The sequence below is a fragment of the Faecalibacterium sp. An58 genome (assembly GCF_002161515.1).
Lineage (GTDB): Bacteria > Bacillota > Clostridia > Oscillospirales > Ruminococcaceae > Faecalibacterium > Faecalibacterium avium.
The window spans coordinates 156,471-176,705 of the sequence record NZ_NFHX01000001.1 but is presented as its reverse complement, the minus strand read 5'-3'; the positions used below and the strand labels follow the sequence as shown (position 1 = coordinate 176,705).

The window sequence follows — 20,235 nt, the reverse complement described above, 5'->3', positions numbered from 1 at the left end:
CTGGCGCTTTCTACTTGCAATCATTATAGTAGGTAAGCCGGGTTTTGTCAATTCGAGCTTGGGCAGGGCGGCGGGAAAATATACGTTTTGCCCTTGACAGCGCCCCCTGCCTGCCTCTAATATAAGAGGGACAGCGGGCGCTGCGTGCCCCTGAACCCTGCAAGGAGAACGATATGAAAAAAGTCGAGATCTACACCGACGGCGCCTGCAGCGGCAACCCCGGCCCGGGGGGCTGGGGGGCGCTGCTGCGGTACCGCAGCGGCGATAAAGTCTATGAGAAGGAGCTGAGCGGCGGCGACAGCTCCACCACCAACAACCGGATGGAGCTGACCGCCTTCATCGAGGCGGTGGGCCTGCTGAAGGAACCCTGCGAGATCCGGTTTTGCAGCGACAGCCAGTATGTCATCAACGGGCTGGAAAAAGGCTGGGCCAGGTCCTGGCGGGCCCGGGGCTGGAAAAAGGCGGACAAATCCCCTGCCCAGAACCCCGATCTGTGGGCCAGGGCGCTGGAACTGGCCGAAAAACACACCATCACCTACGTCTGGGTCAAGGGCCATGCGGGCCACCCGGAGAACGAGCGCTGCGACCGTCTGGCCGTGGCGCAGAGCAAAGCACATGGCGGGAGGCAGAGCTGAACATGAACGATACCATTTTGCCCGGCAGCGGGTTTGACACCTATGAGGAGCAGGACAAGGTCCTGGTGGGGATGAGCGGAGGGGTGGACTCCAGCGTGGCGGTGCGCATCCTGCAGCAGCAGGGCTTTGCAGTGACCGGCGCAGTGATCCGTTTCTCGGACGCCCACGACGGAGCGGTCCAGGCCGCCCGGCAGGCCGCCCAGCAGCTGGGCATCGAATGCATCGTGCTGGACGCCCAGGCTCTGTTTGAGCAGGAAGTGGTGGCTCCCTTCTGCGCCGACTACTGCGCCGGCCGCACCCCCAATCCCTGTGTGCGGTGCAACCCCGCCGTCAAGTTCACCGCACTGCTGGCGGCGGCCGACCGGCTGGGCATCCAGTACATCGCCACCGGCCACTATGCCCGGGTGGAGGTGGACGCCGACGGGGTGAGCCGCATCCACCTGCCCCAAAGCGCCGCCCGGGACCAGACCTATATGCTCAGCCGGCTGGACCAGGAGGTCCTCAGCCGTCTGGTGCTGCCCCTGGGCGAATTTGAAAAGGACGACGTGCGCCAGATGGCCCGGGACTTCGGCCTGGACTGCGCCGACGCCCCCGACAGCATGGAGATCTGCTTCATCCCCGGCGGGGACTATGCCGCCTTCATCCGGGACCGCGGCATGGAGGGCAAGGCCGGACGGTTCATCTCCCCCGATGGAAAGGACATTGGCCCCCACAAAGGGGTGCTGCACTACACGGTGGGCCAGCGCAAGGGCCTGGGCATTGCCCTGGGCGAGCCGGTGTTCATCCGCGAGATCTGCCCCAACGGCGATATCCGTCTGGCCCGGGCCGGGGAGGAATTTTTCACCACCGTGACGGTAGACGGCATCGTCACCCCGGACGGCCAGCCCCTGCCCGCCGGGACATACCAGGTCAAGGTGCGCAGCGCCGCCCAGGCTCAAAGCGCCGCCTTTGACGGCGTGGACACCCTGGTCTTTGAGCAGCCGGTACGCGCCCCCGCCCCCGGCCAGACTGCGGCCTTCTACCGGAACGACACGGTGGCCGGCAGCGGCTTCATCACGTCCGCACGCTGACTTCTGCCTGCACGGCCAAAGCTCCCGGAAGCCTTATCCGGGAGCTTTTTTGCGTCCGGACGCGAAAAAGCCCGCTGCACGCCGGACATACCGGGGCACAGCGGGGCTTTTGCAGTACGATCAGGGCAGCCGTTACGCCTGAGGCGGATTGACGATGCTGCGCCAGTCCAGATCGCCCCGCTCCAGGCCGTGGATCAGCACTTCGGCGGTGGCGATATTGGTGGCCATGGGGATGTTATGTACATCACACAGCCGCAGCAGGGTCATTTCGTTGGGCTCACTGGGTTTGGCATTGATCGGGTCACGGAAGAAGATGAGCAGGTCGATCTCATTGCAGGCGATGCGGGCGGCGATCTGCTGGTCTCCTCCCTGCTTGCCCGACAAGAACCGTTTGACCTGGAGGCCGGTGGCCTCAGCGATCAGCTTGCCGGTGGTGCCTGTGGCGACCAGCTGGTTTTGGCTGAGGATACGGCAGTACGCCGTACAAAACTGCACCATCAATTCCTTTTTGGAGTCATGTGCGATCAGCGCAATCGTCATCCGTATCCATCTCCTTTGTCTAAACCCGATTCAATCCAAATAAACAGTGCTACTATTCAATTATGATATTACCACAATTTTCTCAGAATAGCAACTGTTTTTATACATTAGTTTCAATATTTTTAGAATCCGCATCTTTTTTCCATACAGATGCAAAGAACTGGCCCGCTTTTGCGGGGCGCCGGGCCTGTTTGGGGAGGCCGGCTCACTCCAGCAGCTCGCCCTCCTGTACGGGGATCATGCTGTTGGAGCGCTCGAAGAAATAGGCGTTGAAGATATCCGCCACCAGCTCGCCGGCACGGGCGCCGCCGCCGCCATATTCGATGACGATGCCCACGGCGATCTGGGGGTCCTCCACCGGACCATAGGCGATGATGGTGGAGTTGGTGTAATACTGCCGCCGGTTGCCCACCATGGTGTATTCGCTGCGCTGGGGGGTACCGGTCTTGCAGGCGATGGTATAGGGGTAGTTGGCCAGGCCGCTGACGGTCTGGGCCGCCCCCACCATCCCCTCCTCCACGATGTCAAAGGCGCCCACCTGGTCCTCGATGACGTCCATCACTTCGGGGGCGGTCTCCTCCAGTACCTCGCCGGTGTTGGTGTCCACCAGGGCCTTGACAAAGTGGGTGCGGTAGCGCACGCCCTTGTTGGCGATGGTGGCGGCATAGGTGGCCAGCTGCACCGGGGACACCACCGTGTTGCCCTGGCCGATGGCGGCCTGGATCTCCAGCGAGGCGGTGTAGTTGGAGTCCTCCCGGGTGGTCAGGCGGCCGGTGGACTCGCTCACTTCCACCCCGGTGGGGGTGCCCAGGCCCAGCTGATAGGCGAACTGGTCGTAGATCTCGCTGGTGGTGCGGCGGCCCACGTCGTAGAAGAAGATGTTGCAGCTCCACTTGATGGCGGTGACCACGTCGATGTCGCCGCTGTGGCCGTGGCGGGTACAGCGGGGGTGGTAATCACTGAAATAGTTGTAGACGCCGTTGCAGTAGACGGTGCTGTTGCGGTCGATCACCCCGCTGAGGAGGGCCGCGATGGCCACCGACGGCTTGTAGGTGGAGCCGGGGGTGTACAGGCCCTGCAAGGCGCGGTTGTACAGGGGCAGGCCGGGGTCGGCGCTGTACGCACTGTACTGGGTGCTGTAAAGATTTTGGTCGTAGGTGGGATAGTTGGAGCAGGCCAGGATGCTGCCGTCCTTGACGTCGATGACCACCGCCGCGCCGGCGCTGGCATCGGTGTTGTAGGTGGCGGCGATCTGCTGGATGTTGCGGGCCAGGGCTTCGTCCACAGCCTTCTGGAACTCGCTGTTCACCGTCAGCATCACCGTTTTGCCCGGCTGGGGCTCGGTGGTGATGCTGGTGTCGATGATCACCCCGTCGCTGTCCCGGGTGATGGTCTCCACGCCGTCCTGGCCCCGCAGCTGGTCCTCATAGGCGGACTCCAGCCCCGAGATGCCGATGACGTCGTTCATGGCGTAGCCCTTTTCCCGCAGCGGATAGGTCACCTGGCCGTTTTCGTCGGTAACGCGCCACATCTCGGCGGTGATCTTGCCCACCCGGCCCAGCACATGGGGCAGGATGGTGCCGTCGGTGTAGCTGCGCACACTGGTCTCTGCGATCTCAACCCCGGGCAGCGTCAGGCTGTGCTCCATCACGGTGGCCACCGTCTTGTCCGAGACGTTCTCCGCCAGGGTAAAGTTGTTCACATTGGAAAAGGCTTCCTGCTCCATCTGGTAGCGGATGCCCCCCAGAACCCGCTGCCAGGCGGGGTCATATCCTTCCAGCTCATACCGCTGGATCAGGCGGTCCATCACATCGTCGGCGGTGGCGTACTGCTGGAGGCCCAGGGCCTCCTTGAGGCTGGCCACATCCTCCTGCTGGCTCTCGCTGGCGGGGTCATCGGTGAAGGCATAGTGCCCCGCCCCGTCCGCCTGGCCGATCAGCAGCCCGTCGTTCCAGCTTTCGCCGTTGGCCTGCAGGATCTCCACCGCGCTGCGGATGGTCTCGTTGAGGTCGTTGTCCCCGATCAACAGCCGGCTGAGCACCACATTGTAGCTGGTGGTGCTGGTGGCAATGCGGCGGCCGGCGCTGTCCACGATGTCCCCCCGGGCCGCCGTGACGTTGAAGCGGTATTCGGTGGTGCTGGTGGCCTGGGCGGCGAACTCCTCCCCATGCACCAGCTGCAGAAAGATCAGCCGCAGGGTATACAGTGCCAGTACGGCCACTGCGGCGGCGATCAGCATGGCCAGGCGGCGCACCACTGTCTTGTGCTCATCCATAGGCGCGTGCCCCTCCTTCCGGGTGTATCAGATCACACCGTTGTCGATTTTGAACGTCTCGCTGATCCAGACGGCGGCGCGGTAGAGGGGCGCCGCCAGCAGCCCGCTCATCACCACCGTGAGGGGCACATAGCCCAGATAGCGGCCCAGCATATTGCTGTAGCCGGGCATGGCGTAATAGAACAAAAAGTCCCCCGATACCACCAGCCACACCGCCCCCGCGCTGACCAGCGCAAAGTTGAGGGTGTTCAGTTTGAGATACAGCTGGCTGGCCACCGATACCGCAAAGCTGAGTCCCATCAGGGTGAGGGCCAGCAGCCCCACCGTCCGGCCGGCGGTGTAGTCCCACATCAGGCCGCACACCGCCCCGAACAGCGCCCCCGAAAACTCATCCTCGCAGACGGCCACCGCCAGCGCCAGGGGGAGCAGCAGCACAGGCTTGGCCTGCCCCAGCAGAAGAAACCCCGGGACGGTCTGCAGCACCGTGCATCCCAGCAGCAAAAGGACGTACAGCCCCCACTTGTACAGCTGGGAACGCCTGCGTTTGCGCCGTGATTCCATAAGCCCCGCCCTTCCTTGCTCAGTAGTCGGTGATGATGAAGGCCTGTTTGGCCCCCAGTACGTCGGCGTCCGGCTGGATCACCGCCACCACCGAAGTGCCGCTGGCCTCCGGCTCGATGCTGACGATCCGCCCCACCAGGATATCCGGCGGGTAGACGCCTCCCAGACCGGTGGTGATCACCTCATCCCCCACCGACGCCATCGACTCCCGGGACAGGTCGGTAAAGACGCACTGCCCCTCGGCCGCGTAGGCGGCGTCCCCGGTCAAGATGCCGTTGTCCCGCGTGCGGGATACCACCCCGGCCGCGTTGAAGCTGGGGTGCAGGATGGTCAGCACACGGCAGCTGGTCAGGTCCGCCTCGATGACGGTGCCCAGCAGCCGGCCCTGGTCGTCGATGACGGTATCGCCTCGCTCCACCCCGTTGACTGTGCCCTTGTCCAGGGTAAAGCCGCCGAAGGCGTCCAGGGCGTCCCGCCCGATCACAAAGGCCGACACAAAGCTCATCTCCGGATTATCCTCCTGGATGCCGGCCAGATTCTTATAGGCTTCGTTCTCGGCTTTCAGCTGGTCGTAGTCTGCCAGCTGCCTGCGCAGCTGCGCATTTTCCTCCCGCAGGGCCTCGTTTTCCGCCATCGTCTCGTCGATGCTGGTATACTTGTCCCATACCGAGGCCACTCCCCCGCTGATCACGGCGGCCACCTTTTGGAACGGCGCCACCGCCACGCTCAGCAGTTCCTGGGGAGCGGCAGTCAGGCGGCCATTGGCCGCTGCATACAGCATCAGCCCCGCCAGAAACACCGCCACCGCGATCAAGATCCTGAATTTCCAGGTGTCGAAAAAGTCCTTCACTGCGTCAAGCCCCCCATCGGGTCGAAAAAACGCGGACAGCCGGTGCCATCCGCGCTTGTTCGCTTCTTACGGCCACGCCGGCTGCGGGCCGGGTCCGTCACATATGGTCCCCGTCGGTGTCCAGCACGTCGTGCAGCACATCCACATGGTCCAGCACGGCGCCGGCGCCGGTGGCCACGCAGTCCAGGGGATTCTCCGCCACATGGACGTCGATGCCGGTCTCGCTCTGGATCAGTTTATCCAGGCCGCGCAGCAAAGCGCCGCCGCCGGTCAGGGTGATGCCCCGGTCGATGATGTCGGCGCTCAGTTCCGGGGGCGTGCGCTCCAGCGTCTCCTTGATGGCGTCGGTGATCTTGACCAGGCACTCCAGCAGCGCCTCGCGGACGTCCTCCGAGTGGACCACCACATTCTTGGGCAGGCCGTCCACCAGGTTGCGGCCCTTGATCTCCATGGTCAGCTCCTCCTCCAGCTTGTAGGCGGAGCCGATATCGATCTTGATCTGCTCGGCGGTGCGCTCGCCGATCAGCAGGTTGTATTTGCGCTTGATGAACGCGATGATGGCCTGGTCGAACATATCGCCGGCCATCCGCACGCTGCGGGATGCCACGATGCCGCCCAGGGAAATGACCGCGATCTCAGCGGTGCCGCCGCCGATGTCCACGATCATGCTGCCGGTGGGCTCGCTGATGGGCAGACCTGCGCCGATGGCGGCGGCCATGGGCTCCTCGATCACCGACACCTGGCGTGCCCCCGCCTTGAGGGTAGCCTCACGGACGGCGCGGCGCTCCACTTCGGTGACGCCCGAGGGGATGCAGATGACCACCCGGGGCCGGGCAAACAGGCTGTTGCCGCAGGCCTTCTTGAGGAAATTCTCCAGCATATTGGCGGTGATATCAAAATCAGCGATCACGCCATCCTTCAGAGGGCGCACCGCCACGATGCTGCCGGGGGTGCGGCCGATGACCGCCTTGGCCTCGGCGCCCACACAGCGCACTTCGTCGTTGCGGGTGTCCACCGCCACCACCGACGGTTCCCGCATGATGATGCCCTTGCCCTTCATGTAGACCAGGGTGTTGGCGGTGCCCAGGTCGATCCCGATGTCCTTCGACAGAAAATTCATAGCTAAGCCAGCTCCTTTAAACTCCTAAACTCCAATCAGCCACGCGCATACAGGGCGGACCCGCGATCCTGCCCACCCCTATCTCGGTACCCGGCCCGGCCCCACCGGCCAGCCCGGGCAGAAAATGCATCTTGCAGACGGCCACCCGTGTGCCGGGCACAGCCAGTCCTTTCATTATTATAGTCACAAAGCCCCGTTTTCACAAGTCCTTTGGCAATTTTTCCCCCTTTTTTCATCTTTGGGGCGCCCCTTTTAGCCTCCAAACCGGTGCAGCAGCCGCACGGTGCGGCTGACCGGCAGCCCCATGATGGTGTAATAATCCCCTTCCAGCCGGTCCAGCCAGAGGGCGGCGCTGCCCTGGATGCCATAGGCTCCCGCCTTGTCGAAGGGTTCGCCGCTGGCGATGCTGCGCTGGATCTCCTCCTCCGGGATGGGGAAAAAGGTCACCTTGCAGCTGTCCACAAAGCCTTCGTCCCGCTCGCCGTCCGACACCCACACCCCGGTGTGCACCAGATGGGTGCGCCCGGACAGGGCCCGCAGCATCCGGGCCGCGTCGGCGGCGTCGGCCGGCTTGCCGAATATCCGGCCTTCCAGCTCCACCACCGTATCGCTGCCCAGCACCAGGCGCCCGGGATGCTGGGCGGCCACCGCCAGGCACTTGCCCCGGGCCAGGGCCCCTGCCAGGGCCGCCGGGGTGTCGGCGTGCACCGCCCGCTCGTCAAACGCGCTAGGACAGACTTCAAATTCCGCAGTATACAGTCCGAGCAGTTCCCTGCGGCGGGGGCTGCCGGAAGCCAAGATCAGTTTCACAGCGCAGCCCCCTCACTTACCGGTCGAGCCAAAGCCGCCCTGGCCCCGGGCGGTATCCCCCAGGGTCTGGGCGGGCACAAAGGCCGCCGTGTACACCGGGGCGATGCACAGCTGCGCCACCCGCTCCCCCGGCTGGATGGTGTAGCTTTCGGTCCCCAGATTGATCATGGGCACCCGCAGTTCCCCCCGGTAGTCGCTGTCGATCACTCCGACCCCGTTGGCCATGCACAGCCCATGCTTGATGGATAGGCCGCTGCGGGCATAGACCAGGGCCACCGTCCCGGGCCCCGGCAGTTCGATGGCAAGGCCGGTGGGCACCAGTGCCCGCTGCATGGGGGCCAGAGTGAGGGGCGCGTCCAGCACCGCGCACAGGTCGGCGGCTGCCGCACCCTCGGTGGCGTAGGCCGGCACATGGGCCCGCGGGTCCAGTACCTTATATTTTACCGTGATCTGCTGCATATCAGTACAATCCTTTTCTCTTGTCTCTTTCATCTTATTCGAAAGGGCCGCCGGCAGGTGCACCGCGGGCCCGGAATGGCTCACGCCGTACCTTTATAATACAGCCCTCTGGTGAACTCCCCGTCAAAGGGCTCTCCCCGGACGATCCGGGCCAGCACCCGGGCGGCCTCCTCCCGGCTTTCCAGGGTGAAGTAAGCCACCCCGTAGTCCACCGCCAGGGCCCCGGGCTTGTCCGCCATGTAGAGGGGCACGGGGTTATAGATGATGCGCACCCCGCCTGTGCACCGCACCGGGAATTTCCTGGCCTTGCGGTCGGTGAGCACCCCCTGTCTGTCGCAGTGGGTGCAGTCCCGGACGTTCTGCAAGGGGCAGGCCCGGGTGAGCATCAGGGGCATATGGCCATAGATCAGGGCCCCGGTGGGCACCGGCACGCCCTGCCGAAGGGGGGCGATGCAGGCAATCTCGCTGTCCCTGACTTCGGGCAGCACCAGCATGGCCTCCAGCCCCAAATCGGCATAAGCCTGGGCCGCCAGAGGGTTGGTCAGGTTGAGGCCGATCCCTCCGGTGAGAGGCAGTCCCCGGCAGATGCCCAGGTGGGCGATGTTGTTGGCCTCAAACCCCGCAAAACCCTGCCCTGCCGCCTGCTGCACCCGGCGCAGGGTATCCTGTTCCAGGGCGCCGAACATGGCCCGGGGCAGCTCCAGGATGGTCCTGGACCGCCACTCCCCGGGCACCTGATCCGCCTGGGCGATGGGCAGGATGAGCCGGACGGGTCCGTCCTGGGCCAGCGCTTCGGGGGGCACCTGGGCCCATTCCTCAAACCGGGCCCACAGCTGGGGCCGGGCCGGGGCGCTGCGCCGGACCAGGGCCGGCATCTGGACCGGCTGCACCGGCCAGGGCCGCACCGCCGACCGCTTTTCCAGCAGGGCATCCAGGGCCTCGCGTCGCAGCTCATTGACGGCGCTGCCCGGCAGATACCAGGGACCATCCTCCATCCGGATCTCGATGGACCCGGCCGCAAAGGGCGTGCCGCCGGTCTTGGCCAGGCTGCGGCGCAGACCCTCGGCGGGGTCGGTGCGGGCGGGCTGGGGCTGGGTATCCCCGTAGACGATGGCGCGGTTGCCCTCCCGGTCGGCGGCCGTGAGCTTTTCACCCCCGGCCTCCACTTCCAGCCTGAAATCCACCGGTACACGGGACCGCTCCCTCCGGTACAGTTCCCGCAGGGCGGGCAGGGCGCGGCGGGTCTGCCGGGCGTCCGCCTCGCTGCGGGTCCCGAACATGGTGCCGTCGATCTTTCCGTCCAGATATCCCGAGGTGAACCCCGACCGGCTGAACACGTCCTGCAGCAGGGCCCGGTCATAGGCCCGGCCCTCCCGCCCGGCCAGGCAGGCGTTGACCGCTGCCGCCACATATTCGGGGGTGCGCAGCCGGCCCTCGATCTTGGCCGACGCCACCCCCGCCGCCTGCAGCTGGTCCAGCCGGTCGATCACCGAGTTGTCCTTGAGGGACAGGTGGCAGGCGGTGCCGGGCCGGCCTTCGGGCAGGGGGCTGGCGTCAAAGGGCAGCCGGCAGGGCCCCGCACAGGAGCCGCGGTTGCCGCTGCGCCCGCCCAGGAAAGCGGACATATAGCATTGGCCGCTCATGCTCATGCACAGGGCCCCATGGACAAAGCACTCGGTCTCGATGCCGCAGCGGGCCGTGATCTGCCGGATCTCCTCCAGGCTCAGTTCCCGAGCCAGGATGACGCGGGTAAAACCCAACCGGGCCATCTCCAGCGCCCCTTCCAGGGTATGGACGCTCATCTGGGTGGAAGCGTGCCGGGGCAGCTGAGGCGCGATCTCCCTGCACAGCCGGGCCACCGCCAGGTCCTGGCAGATCACCGCATCCGCACCGCTGGCCGCCACGGCCCGCACCGCGCCGGCCAAAGCCTCCAGCTCGCCGGCATACACGGTGGTGTTCATGGCCACATGGACCCTCACCCCCCGCCCATGGCAGAAGCGCACCGCCTCACACAGGCTGGCGGCGTCAAAATTGCCGGCGCCGCTGCGGGCATTGAACCCCGCGAACCCCAAATACACCGCGTCCGCGCCGCTGTATACAGCCGCACGGAGCATTTCTTCGCTGCCCACCGGGGCAAGGATCTCGATCTGTGCCATAGCTCTCCTTCCAACCGCAGGGGCCTGTCAGCCTTCGGCCTGCTCCTGCTCTTTCTCCTTCTCTTCCTTTTCCTTATGACGGCGCAGCTTGTCCAGCTGTTCCCGCAGGGCGGCGGCTTCCCGGCGCAGGGCCTCGTTCTCAGCCCGCAGCTTGTCCTCTGCCGTGCGGGCCCGGGCTGCGTCCGCGATGTAATCCTGGATCTGGCTGCGCATATTTTCGGCACTGCCGGTGCTCTTCTGGTATTCGTCCAGGTAGTCCATGGCGCAGAACACCGCGGCCTTGGTCACCGGCAGGCTGGGGTTTGCCTCCATCAGCTTGCCGATGTCCCGGTCCAGCTTGTCGGCCAGGGAGGTGATGTATTTTTCTGAATCGGTGGTGGCGAAGGCGTACTGCGCCCCCGCAATGTTGACCCGCACTTTGTTGACCATAGCTGCCAGCCTCGCTTTCCTGTCGTCTTTCCGCCTGTCCGCCCCCGAAAACGGCGGTGCAGAGGGGGCAAACTCCCCGCTCCTGTTCATACAGGATGCAGGCGCAGACATTTCCCCCCGCATTTCTCCCCGAGTTTCCCCCAAAAACAGGGGCCGGGCGGCGGTGCGGACGGCGTTCCATTTGACCCTATTATAATATAATCAGGCCTTAAGAGAAAGAGCAAATTTGAAATTAGTGCACTTTCAGCACAAACTTTTCCATCAAAATATAGAGGATACGGAAAAAATGGGCTCACTTCCTTGCAATCCCGCGTGGAACCGATTATAATAACTTTGTTGTGTTATGAACGCGGATACCGTATGAGGAGTTACCGCGACGTTTCCGCCGTTTTTTATCCGGGCAAGCAGCCGGCGGCGGGGGCCGATGCCCCGCGCTGCCGCCCCACATTTTGCAAACTATGCTGCGCAACCCATATTGGACAGGAGATTGAACGTATGACAACCAAGGAATTCTCTACCCTTCTGCAGAACAAGCTCACCAGCGAGTACGGCGTCGATCTTTCGGTGGCGTCCAACCAGCAGATCTACCGGGCCCTGGCCCTGATCTGCCGCCAGATGATGAGCGACAACTACAAGAAGTTCCAGTCGAAGGTGATCGGCACCGGTTCCAAGCAGGTATATTACCTGTGCATGGAGTTTCTGATGGGCCGCAGCCTGAAGGTCAGCCTGATGAACCTGGGCCTGGACCAGGTGTGCAAGGATGCCCTGGCTGCCGCCGACATCAACGTGGACACCATCTATGAGGAAGAGCCTGACGCTGGTCTGGGCAACGGCGGCCTGGGCCGTCTGGCTGCCTGCTACCTGGACGGCATGGCCACCACCTGCATCGGCGGCACCGGCTATTCCATCCTGTATGAGTACGGCATCTTCAAGCAGAAGATCGTGGACGGCTGGCAGCAGGAGCGGGCCGACAACTGGCTGCCCGGCGGCCAGGTCTGGCTCAAGAGCCACCCCGAGCAGGCCATCGAGGTGCGCTTTGACGGCGAGATCCGCGAGAATTGGGACCACGGTTTCCACTATGTGCAGCATCTGAACTACAACAGCGTCATGGCCGTGCCCTCGGATATGTACGTCCAGGGCTACGACGGAGCCGGCGTGGCCAAGCTGCGCCTGTGGCAGGCCAAGGCCCCCGACTTCGATATGTCCAGCTTCTCTCTGGGCAATTACAGCACCGCCATGAGCAAGAGCGCTTCGGCCGAGCTGATCTCCAAGGTGCTGTACCCCAACGACAACCACGTGGAGGGCAAGATCCTACGGCTGCGCCAGCAGTATTTCCTGTCCGCCGCTTCGGTGGGCGACATCGTCCAGAACCACCTGTCCACCTACGGCACCCTGGAGAACCTGCCCGACATGGTGGCCATCCAGCTGAACGACACCCACCCCACCCTGGCCATCCCCGAGATGATGCGCATTCTGCTGGACGAGTGCGGCTTTGACTGGGACAAGAGCTTCGAGATCTGCCAGAAGGTGTTCTCCTACACCAACCACACCGTCATGGCCGAGGCCCTCGAAAAGTGGAACGTGGACATCTTCAAGATGACCCTGCCCCGCATCTACCAGATCGTGGCCGAGATGGACCGCCGGGCCCGCATCCAGCTGAACCAGGCTTTCCCCGGTGACAAGGGCAAGATCGACTATATGGCCCTGATCGGCGACAACCAGGTGCGGATGGCCAATATCTGCGCCTACACCGCCAACAGCATCAACGGCGTGTCCAAGCTGCACAGCGAGATCATCAAGCAGAGCGTCTTCCACGACTACTACCTGTATAAGCCCGCCGCCTTCAAGAATGTCACCAACGGCATCGCCTACCGCCGCTGGCTGCTGGGCGGCAACCCCCGTCTGTGCAAGCTGCTGGATCAGACCATCGGCACCGGCTACAAGCAGGATGCCGCCCAGCTGTCCAAGCTGAACGCCTACGCCGGCGACAAGACCGTCCTGAACGAGCTGAACAAGATCAAGCTGGAGAACAAGGCCGAGTTTGCCAACTATATCTCCAAGACCACCGGCCAGCTGATCGACCCCGATTCCATCTTCGACTGCCAGGTCAAGCGGATGCACGAGTACAAGCGCCAGCATCTGAACGCTCTGAACATCGCCGCCCAGTACCTGTACCTGAAGGCCAACCCCAACGCCAACTTCATCCCCAAGACCTATATCTTCGGCGCCAAGGCTGCCCCCGGCTACTATATGGCCAAGCAGATGATCCGGATGATCTGCAAGCTGGGCGACCTGATCAACAACGATCCCGCCGTCAACCAGAAGCTGCGCATCGTCTACCTGGAGGAGTACTGCGTGTCCCTCAGCGAGCACCTGATGCCCGCCTCCGAGGTGTCGGAGCAGATCTCCCTGGCCGGCACCGAGGCTTCGGGCACCGGCAACATGAAGTTCATGCTCAACGGCGCCATCACCCTGGGCACTCTGGACGGCGCCAATGTGGAGATCGCCAACGCCGCCGGCAAGGAGAACGAGATCATCTTCGGTATGCTGACCCAGGAGGTGGAGAACCTCAAGCGGGTGGGCTACCATCCCAGCTCCTTCATCACCGGGGATGACGTGGCCAACGAGGTGCTGAACTTCCTGGAGCGCGGCTGGAACGGCGAGAACTTCCACGAGGTCACCTCCAACCTGTTCACCAGCGATCCCTATATGGTCATGGCCGACTTCAAGGATTACCGCCGCGCCCAGGCCGACCTGCAGCGTCTGTACGCCGACCGCGAGGGCTGGGCCCGCATGAGCCTGAAGAACATAGCCAACAGCGGCATCTTCAGCGCCGACCGCGCCGTGCTGGACTACGCCCGCGACATCTGGCACGCACCCACCGTCAAATAAGCAGCCCTGCAATTCTCTTTGTATCTTTTAAGGGGGAAGTGGTCCCGCGCATCCTGCGCACAGAGGGTCTGCTTCCCCTTTTCTCTTTTGAAAGGAACGATCGAACTTGGATTGCCTGTTCAACAGCTGTGACACCTATTACAAGCGCCCCTTCGGCGCCCTGCCCGCCGGGCAGACGGTGCATATGGCCCTGTGCATCCCCGAGCAGATGGGCTATGTGGACCCCCACCTGGTCCTGCAAAAGGAAGGGCCCGGGGACCAGCCTGTGTACTACCGGATGCGCTTCGACGGCCAGACCCCCGGTGTCAACCACTTTTCGGTGGACGTGCAGGTCTTTGACGTGGGACTGTACTTTTATTATTTCGATCTGTACACCGACTTCCGCAAGATCTACCGGGGCAAGATGGGCCGCGGGGTGCTGTCCTGGCAGGAGGGGGAGCGCTGGCAGCTGACTGTCTATGACCCCAGCTTCCAGACGCCGGCGTGCATCAAGGGGAGCGTGTTCTACCAGATCTTCCCCGACCGGTTCTGCGAGGGGGTGGAGAACAAGCATATGCCCTTCTCGGACCGGATCTACCGGGCCGACAAGCACGCAGAGCCTTTCTGGCAGCCCAATGAGGACGGCGGCCATCTCAATCACGATTACTTTGGCGGCGACCTCAAGGGCATCCAGTCCAAGCTCCCCTACCTGCATCACCTCGGGGTGAACTACATCTACCTCAACCCCATCTTTGAGGCTCACTCCAACCACCGGTACAACACCGCCGACTATCTCAACGTGGACCCGCTGCTGGGCTCCAACCGGGATTTCGAGGAGCTGTGCCAGGCCGCTGCCCGCTATGGCATCGGCATCGTGCTGGACGGGGTGTTCAGCCACACCGGCTCGGACAGCATCTACTTCAACAAGGAAGGGCGCTATGGCTCCAAGGGGGCCTGGCGGGACCCCCATTCCCCCTACCGCTCCTGGTACGATTTCGCCCCCTACTACAAGGGCGGCTACCGCAGCTGGTGGGGCTTCGAGACCCTGCCCGAAGTAAACGAGGAGGACCCCTCTTACGCCCGGTTCATCACCGGAGAAGGCGGCGTCATCGACACCTGGCTGCGCCGGGGGGCGGCGGGCTTCCGGCTGGACGTGGCCGACGAACTGCCCGACAGCTTCATCCAGCAGATCCGCACGGCGGTCAAACGGGTCAGCCCCGACAAGTTCCTGCTGGGCGAGGTGTGGGAGGACGCCACCACCAAATTCGGCTATGGACACCGCCGCACCTATCTGCTGGGCAACGGACTGGACAGCGTGATGAACTACCCCTTCAAAAACGCGGTGCTGGGCTTTGTCTGCGGCGGGGATGCCGCCGACGCCGCCGATCAGATCCTGTCCATCTGCGAGCACTACCCTGCCCCGGCGCTGCACACCGCCCTGAATTTCCTCTCCACCCACGACACCGAGCGGGCCCTGACCGTCATTGCCGACGAGCCCGCAGGCGACCGCGGCCGGGAGTGGCAGAGCGGACGCAGCGTCACCGGCGAGGCCTATGAGGAGGGCCTGATCCTGCTCAAAATGGCCTATGCCATCATCTTCACCCTGCCGGGGGTTCCCTGCGTGTACTATGGGGACGAGATCGGGATGCAGGGCTACCGGGACCCCTTCAACCGGGGATACTACCTGTGGGACAGCCATGAGGACCGGCTGCGCCCGGTGATCGCCCAGCTGGCCCAGCTGCGCCAGAGCTGCGAGGCTTTCCGGGAGGGAGAGCTGCGGGTGCTGCGGGCAGAGGGCGGCATCCTGCACTACCAGCGGGTGGGCGCCATGGAGACCGCCGAGATCATCGCCAACCGCACCGACCACCTGATCGTGGAGAAACTGGCCAGCGGCAAATACACCGAGGTCAACCCCATGGGCTTCACCATCACGGTGGAGGAAGTGGGCCACAACCCCAACCACAGCTACTACGATTACCGCTGACCTTCCGGCCCGGAAAAGCGCTGTATTTTGACAGAGATTTTCCGCCCATTTTCGGCATCTTTCAAAAAATTGCATGCAATTTTTGCCCGGCACGCCAAAATGTGCCGGGCTTTTTTGTGGTTTCCGCCAAACTTCCGGGGCAGTGTGTCCCTTCCAGCCAAAAAAGCTTGACCTGGTCCCCGGAAATGAATATAGTAGAGGTAAGGCGCGGTCCTTTCTGCCGCGCCCGTCATAAGGAAGGAGTACCTATGCTGCAAGCCATTGGGTGGCTGATCGCCACCATCGTCCTCGTGTTCATCGAGGCCACCACCTTCAACCTGGTGTCGGTATGGTTCGCGGTAGGCGGGGCCGCTGCCCTCATCAGCTGTCTTTTTACCGACAGTATGCAGGTCCAGTCGGCGATCTTTGTGGCGGTGAGCATCCTCTGCCTGCTGGCCCTGCGGCCGCTGGCAGCCCGGCTCCGCCGGCCTCCCACCCCCACCAACGGGGATCTGAACATCGGCCGTACCGCCACCATCCTGACCCCGGTCTCGGACGGCACCCCCGGCCGCGTCCGTCTGGACGGCGTGGACTGGAACGCCCAGGCCGTGCCCGGCGCCTCTTTTGTGCCCGGCGACAAGTGCCGGGTGACCGCCATCCACAGCACCACTCTGATCGTCGAGCCCGCCCCCATCGAAACGCCTCTCCAGCCCAACTGATTGCCAAGAAAGGAGCGTATGAGCTATGCAAAGCGCAATTCTGTTTTTTCTGATCCTGGCGCTGGTCCTTGTGGTCATCCTCATCGTGGTGACCAACATCGTCATCGTCCCCCAGTCCACCGTGTACGTCATCGAGCGGCTGGGCGTCTATTCCGACACATGGGAGGCCGGCCTCCATGTCAAGATCCCCTTCATTGAGCGTGTAGCCAAGAAGGTCAGCCTGAAAGAGCAGGTGGGCGACTTCCCGCCCCAGCCTGTCATCACGCGGGACAACGTCACCATCCAGATCGATACCGTGGTGTTCTTCCAGGTGATGGACGCCAAGCTGTACACATACGGCGTCAACCAGCCCATCGCGGCTCTGGAGAGCCTGTCCGCCACCACCCTGCGCAACATCATCGGTGAGATGGAGCTGGACCACACCCTCTCCAGCCGCGACACCATCAACTCCAAGATCACCGCCATCCTGGACGAAGCCACCGACAAGTGGGGCATCAAGGTCAACCGGGTGGAAGTCAAGAACATCACCCCGCCCGCCGACATCCGGGATGCCATGGAAAAGCAGATGAAGGCCGAGCGTGAAAAACGGGCCGTCATCTTCAAGGCTGAGGGTGAAAAGCAGGCCGCCATCACCATCGCCGAGGGCGAGAAGGAAGCCGCCATCCTGCGGGCCGACGCCATCAAGCAGCAGCGCATCCTGGAGGCCGAGGGCGAAGCACAGGCCATCCTGGCGGTGCAGAAGGCCAACGCCGACGCCATCCGCCTGCTGAACGAGGCCGCCCCGGCCGACAAGGTGATCGCCCTGCGCAGCCTGGAAGCCCTGGCCAAGGTAGCCAACGGCAAGGCCACCAAGATCATCATCCCCTCCGAGCTGCAGAATCTGGGGGCCGTAGTGCCCGCCATCAAAGAACTGCTGACCGACCCTGCCGGCGCCGACGCCGATGCACCCCAGCAGTGACACGCTGATCGAAAGAACCCCCTGTGCTTTAACGGGCGCAGGAATCGGATTGTCAAAAAGTCCTGTCCAGCCGACATGTGCGGATGGACAGGACACATACAGGGAAATTTAGCGCTGAGAGTGTGCGAGGCCATAAGGCCGAGTGCGCGGTTCAGCGCTAAATTTTGTCCCCAGGGGGATACCAGGGGGAAGGAATTTCTGTCGCGCGACTGCGCGCAGAAATGGGTTCCCCCTGGAGTGTAAAACAAAAGGCCCCCGCAGCCTGCCAAAACAGGCGCGGGAGCCAAAAGGCGATCGGAAACAGATGGGCCGGGGCTCACAGCTTGAGCTCATAGAGGAAGTCCGGGATGACCTCATTGGTGCCGCCCTTGGTGTAAGAGCCCGAGGCGATGACCTGTGCGCCCACCTTGCGGGCCAGGGCGTTGGACGCGGCGTTTTCCTGGGCAATGCGGATGGTCACCGCACCCACCCCCCGGGCCCGGGCATAGTCGATCAGGGCCTGCACCATCTCGGTGCCGTATCCCCTGCACTGCTGGCTGGGATGGACCGCATAGGCGATATCGTAGCTGCGGCCGTTGTTCTCCGGCACAAAGCTGCAGGTGCCGATCCGCTGCCCATCGGCTTTGTCCACCGCCACCATGTGGCAGCAGTCGATGGCCTCCCCCAGGTTTTCGATGTCCTTGCGGTAGGCCGCCTGGTCCGGGATATCCTCCAGCCGCGGGTCCGACAGCCAGCGCCCGATCTCGGCGTCATTCCACATACCAATGGCAAAATCCGCATCCTCGGGCTGGAAACCGCGCAGCAGCAGCCGGGGTGTCTCAAGCGTCTCGATCCTCATGCAAATCCCCTCCTCATGAGCGTTGTGTACAGGACGGGGTCAGTCCCGGGCGGGCTGCTCCACCGGGATCAGGAACACCGCCTGCCGCACTTTGCCGCAGCCCTGGGCCTTGATGCCGGTCTTATAGGGCTCCCCTGCCAGAAACAGGGCAAACCGTCCCTCGCTGAGCATCCCTGCGGCACTGGTGGGAGCGCTGCCCTGGGCGGGCGCCGCCCCTGCGGCGGGCTTTTGGAGGGCGAAGTCCCCCAGGGAGACTTCGAACATCTCGCTGCCCGTCAGATCGGTGACCAGGGCCAGATGCCCCTCCCGGCAGGAAAAGCTCAGCTTTTCCCCCGGCTGGGGGGTCAGGGCGGTCACTTCTGCCCAGGCGTCCGAGCCGGGCACAGGGGTGCGGCCATCGGGCAGGGTGCCGATGTCACGGGCCATGATATACTCGATAACGGCATCCAGACCGGAGGCCAGCCCCAGATAGTTGGGGAGGTTGTTCAGTGTATCAAATATCATAGGGTCATTCTCCAAAAGGGCCTGCCCGCCTGTTGTGGGGGCGGCCATAACCACAGCCGCACGCTCCTTTCTCTGCGGGAGCGGCGGACTGTTTTGTACGTCCGGTCAGGCGGAAGCCTGTGTGCAGTATAGCATATTTCGCCCTGTTTTGCAAGGACGAATCCCCGTCCGTCAGGGTGTATCTGAGAAGTCAAACATGCTGAGATATTCGCCAGAAAACGCCAGATGCAAGGCGCATGAGCGCTGCAGCTCTTGCGCTTAGCCCTCCAGAGAGCGCACGGCCTCCTGGATGCGGCGGGCGGCTTCTTTGGTCTTTTCGGCGTCGCCAAAGGCGGTCAGGCGGAAATAGCCTTCCCCGCAGGGGCCAAAGCCCACGCCGGGGGTGCCCACCACATTGGCCTTCTCCAGCAGCCAGCCAAAGAAGGTCCAGCTGTCCATCCCGCCGGGGCAGCGCATCCAGATATAGGGGCTGTTGTGGCCGCCGCAGTACCAGATGCCGGCCTGGTCCAGCGCCTGGGCCAGCACTTTGGCGTTCCGGCGGTAATAGTCGAGGTTTGCCTGGATCTCGGCCATTCCCTCGGGGGTAAAGATAGCGGCTGCGCCCCGCTGCACGATGTAGGGCACCCCGTTGAACTTGGTGGTCTGGCGGCGGAGCCAGAGCTTGTTCAGCTCCAGCCCTTCCCGCTGCAGCTGGTGGGGCACCACGGTGTAGCCGCAGCGGGTGCCGGTGAAGCCCGCGATCTTGGAGAAGGAGCAGATCTCGATGGCGCACCGGCGCGCCCCCTCCACTTCAAAGATGCTGCGGGCCAGGCCCTCCTCCGAGACAAAGCACTCATAGGCTGCGTCGTAGAGGATGACGGCGTCGTTGGCCAGGGCATAGTCCACCCACTGCTTGAGCTGGGCGCGGTCGTAGGCGGCGCCGGTGGGATTGTTGGGGCTGCAAATGTAGATGATATCGGCGTGCACTGCGGGGTCGGGCATGGCCAGGAAGTCATTCTCCCGGCTGGTGGGGGCATAGATCACCTTGCGGCCGTCGGTGATGTTGTCATCCACATAGGTGGGGTAGACGGGGTCGGGCACCAGGACGGTGTTGTCCGCATCGAACAGGCCCAGGATGTTGGCCAGGTCGCTCTTGGCGCCGTCGCTGACAAAGATCTCGCTGGCCTCCAGCTGGACGCCCCGGCCCGCATAATAGCTCTGGATGGCCTGGCGCAGGAAATCGTAGCCCTGCTCGGGGCCGTAGCCGTGGAAGCCTTCGGTGGTGCCCATCTCCTGGACGGCGGCGGTCATGGCCTCCACCACGCTTTTGGCCAGGGGACGGGTGACATCCCCGATGCCCATGCGGATGATGTCGCAGCCGGGATGGGCCTTCTGGTACTCGGTCACCCGGCGGTTGATCTCCACAAAGAGATAGCTTTCCTTCAGTTCGCTGTAATGATGGTTCATCTTCATAGTCAAAGGGTCCTTTCTGCCATTT

18 protein-coding genes are annotated in these 20,235 nt (G+C 63.5%); 6 read left to right on the top strand and 12 right to left on the bottom strand.

All coding sequences use genetic code 11. The features are described from left to right. The first annotated feature begins 173 nt into the window (after nt 1–173). Together rnhA and mnmA are read left to right on the top strand one after the other, a co-directional pair. On the top strand, nt 174–635 hold the full coding sequence (gene rnhA / locus B5G12_RS00895) for a ribonuclease HI (RefSeq protein ID WP_087228038.1): 462 nt from the start codon (nt 174–176) through the stop codon (nt 633–635). A gap of 2 nt (nt 636–637) precedes the next feature. Continuing rightward, nucleotides 638–1,705: a tRNA 2-thiouridine(34) synthase MnmA gene (gene mnmA / locus B5G12_RS00890; protein ID WP_087322935.1), complete on the top strand. Its 1,068-nt coding sequence runs from the start codon at nt 638–640 to the stop codon at nt 1,703–1,705. A 132-nt stretch (nt 1,706–1,837) separates the two neighbouring features. Here mnmA and mgsA read toward each other — a convergent pair whose 3' ends face one another. The 9 genes from mgsA to B5G12_RS00845 form a co-directional block, all read right to left on the bottom strand. Further along, nucleotides 1,838–2,245 carry a methylglyoxal synthase gene (mgsA, locus tag B5G12_RS00885; protein ID WP_087228036.1) on the bottom strand — a complete coding sequence of 136 codons (408 nt, stop codon included), beginning with the start codon at nt 2,243–2,245 and terminating at the stop codon, nt 1,838–1,840. 205 nt (nt 2,246–2,450) lie between these two features. Continuing rightward, on the bottom strand, nt 2,451–4,520 hold the full coding sequence (locus tag B5G12_RS00880) for a peptidoglycan D,D-transpeptidase FtsI family protein (protein WP_087322932.1): 2,070 nt from the start codon (nt 4,518–4,520) through the stop codon (nt 2,451–2,453). Between the two features lie 27 nt (nt 4,521–4,547). Then, nucleotides 4,548–5,081 carry a rod shape-determining protein MreD gene (mreD, locus tag B5G12_RS00875; protein ID WP_087228034.1) on the bottom strand — a complete coding sequence of 178 codons (534 nt, stop codon included), beginning with the start codon at nt 5,079–5,081 and terminating at the stop codon, nt 4,548–4,550. 19 nt (nt 5,082–5,100) lie between these two features. Beyond that, complete coding sequence (gene mreC, locus B5G12_RS00870; RefSeq protein ID WP_242955883.1) at nt 5,101–5,931, bottom strand: rod shape-determining protein MreC; 831 nt, start codon at nt 5,929–5,931, stop codon at nt 5,101–5,103. Nucleotides 5,932–6,028: 97 nt separating this feature from the next. Then, nucleotides 6,029–7,051 (bottom strand): rod shape-determining protein, encoded by a 1,023-nt coding sequence (locus B5G12_RS00865; RefSeq protein WP_087228033.1) that lies wholly within the window; start codon nt 7,049–7,051, stop codon nt 6,029–6,031. A gap of 252 nt (nt 7,052–7,303) precedes the next feature. After that, the gene (locus B5G12_RS00860) at nt 7,304–7,861 is read right to left on the bottom strand and encodes a Maf family protein (RefSeq protein WP_087322929.1); all 558 of its coding nucleotides are present in this window, start codon (nt 7,859–7,861) and stop codon (nt 7,304–7,306) included. A 12-nt stretch (nt 7,862–7,873) separates the two neighbouring features. Beyond that, complete coding sequence (dut, locus tag B5G12_RS00855) at nt 7,874–8,320, bottom strand: dUTP diphosphatase (RefSeq protein WP_087228031.1); 447 nt, start codon at nt 8,318–8,320, stop codon at nt 7,874–7,876. A gap of 80 nt (nt 8,321–8,400) precedes the next feature. Continuing rightward, nucleotides 8,401–10,476 (bottom strand): U32 family peptidase, encoded by a 2,076-nt coding sequence (locus B5G12_RS00850; RefSeq protein ID WP_087322926.1) that lies wholly within the window; start codon nt 10,474–10,476, stop codon nt 8,401–8,403. A gap of 27 nt (nt 10,477–10,503) precedes the next feature. Beyond that, the gene (locus B5G12_RS00845) at nt 10,504–10,905 is read right to left on the bottom strand and encodes a cell division protein ZapA (protein ID WP_087228029.1); all 402 of its coding nucleotides are present in this window, start codon (nt 10,903–10,905) and stop codon (nt 10,504–10,506) included. Nucleotides 10,906–11,400: 495 nt separating this feature from the next. Between B5G12_RS00845 and B5G12_RS00840 the strand changes: the two genes are divergently transcribed. From B5G12_RS00840 to B5G12_RS00825, 4 genes are all read left to right on the top strand, one after another. Next, the gene (locus tag B5G12_RS00840) at nt 11,401–13,797 is read left to right on the top strand and encodes a glycogen/starch/alpha-glucan phosphorylase (protein WP_087228028.1); all 2,397 of its coding nucleotides are present in this window, start codon (nt 11,401–11,403) and stop codon (nt 13,795–13,797) included. Between the two features lie 106 nt (nt 13,798–13,903). After that, nucleotides 13,904–15,760 (top strand): glycoside hydrolase family 13 protein, encoded by a 1,857-nt coding sequence (locus B5G12_RS00835; protein ID WP_087322923.1) that lies wholly within the window; start codon nt 13,904–13,906, stop codon nt 15,758–15,760. A gap of 248 nt (nt 15,761–16,008) precedes the next feature. After that, nucleotides 16,009–16,458 (top strand): NfeD family protein, encoded by a 450-nt coding sequence (locus tag B5G12_RS00830; protein WP_087228026.1) that lies wholly within the window; start codon nt 16,009–16,011, stop codon nt 16,456–16,458. Nucleotides 16,459–16,483: 25 nt separating this feature from the next. Continuing rightward, the gene (locus B5G12_RS00825; RefSeq protein WP_087228025.1) at nt 16,484–17,416 is read left to right on the top strand and encodes an SPFH domain-containing protein; all 933 of its coding nucleotides are present in this window, start codon (nt 16,484–16,486) and stop codon (nt 17,414–17,416) included. 316 nt (nt 17,417–17,732) lie between these two features. Here the strand turns inward: B5G12_RS00825 and B5G12_RS00820 are convergent, their stop codons facing one another. From B5G12_RS00820 to B5G12_RS00810, 3 genes are all read right to left on the bottom strand, one after another. Next, nucleotides 17,733–18,254: a GNAT family N-acetyltransferase gene (locus B5G12_RS00820; protein ID WP_087322920.1), complete on the bottom strand. Its 522-nt coding sequence runs from the start codon at nt 18,252–18,254 to the stop codon at nt 17,733–17,735. A 39-nt stretch (nt 18,255–18,293) separates the two neighbouring features. After that, a complete protein-coding gene (locus B5G12_RS00815; RefSeq protein ID WP_087323528.1) occupies nt 18,294–18,758 on the bottom strand; it encodes a YhcH/YjgK/YiaL family protein in 465 nt (154 codons plus the stop codon). A gap of 258 nt (nt 18,759–19,016) precedes the next feature. Beyond that, entirely contained in the window at nt 19,017–20,210 is a 1,194-nt protein-coding gene (locus B5G12_RS00810) for an LL-diaminopimelate aminotransferase (RefSeq protein WP_087228022.1), read from the bottom strand. Between the last annotated feature and the right edge of the window lie 25 nt (nt 20,211–20,235).

Coding starts and splice junctions, on each gene's coding strand:
- rnhA (WP_087228038.1), top strand. CDS start 174: ATGAAAAAAGTCGAGATCTACACCGACGGCGCCTGCAGCGGCAACCCC.
- mnmA (WP_087322935.1), top strand. CDS start 638: ATGAACGATACCATTTTGCCCGGCAGCGGGTTTGACACCTATGAGGAG.
- mgsA (WP_087228036.1), bottom strand. CDS start 2,245: ATGACGATTGCGCTGATCGCACATGACTCCAAAAAGGAATTGATGGTG.
- B5G12_RS00880 (WP_087322932.1), bottom strand. CDS start 4,520: ATGGATGAGCACAAGACAGTGGTGCGCCGCCTGGCCATGCTGATCGCC.
- mreD (WP_087228034.1), bottom strand. CDS start 5,081: ATGGAATCACGGCGCAAACGCAGGCGTTCCCAGCTGTACAAGTGGGGG.
- B5G12_RS00865 (WP_087228033.1), bottom strand. CDS start 7,051: ATGAATTTTCTGTCGAAGGACATCGGGATCGACCTGGGCACCGCCAAC.
- dut (WP_087228031.1), bottom strand. CDS start 8,320: ATGCAGCAGATCACGGTAAAATATAAGGTACTGGACCCGCGGGCCCAT.
- B5G12_RS00850 (WP_087322926.1), bottom strand. CDS start 10,476: ATGGCACAGATCGAGATCCTTGCCCCGGTGGGCAGCGAAGAAATGCTC.
- B5G12_RS00845 (WP_087228029.1), bottom strand. CDS start 10,905: ATGGTCAACAAAGTGCGGGTCAACATTGCGGGGGCGCAGTACGCCTTC.
- B5G12_RS00840 (WP_087228028.1), top strand. CDS start 11,401: ATGACAACCAAGGAATTCTCTACCCTTCTGCAGAACAAGCTCACCAGC.
- B5G12_RS00830 (WP_087228026.1), top strand. CDS start 16,009: ATGCTGCAAGCCATTGGGTGGCTGATCGCCACCATCGTCCTCGTGTTC.
- B5G12_RS00825 (WP_087228025.1), top strand. CDS start 16,484: ATGCAAAGCGCAATTCTGTTTTTTCTGATCCTGGCGCTGGTCCTTGTG.
- B5G12_RS00820 (WP_087322920.1), bottom strand. CDS start 18,254: ATGAGGATCGAGACGCTTGAGACACCCCGGCTGCTGCTGCGCGGTTTC.
- B5G12_RS00815 (WP_087323528.1), bottom strand. CDS start 18,758: ATGATATTTGATACACTGAACAACCTCCCCAACTATCTGGGGCTGGCC.
- B5G12_RS00810 (WP_087228022.1), bottom strand. CDS start 20,210: ATGAAGATGAACCATCATTACAGCGAACTGAAGGAAAGCTATCTCTTT.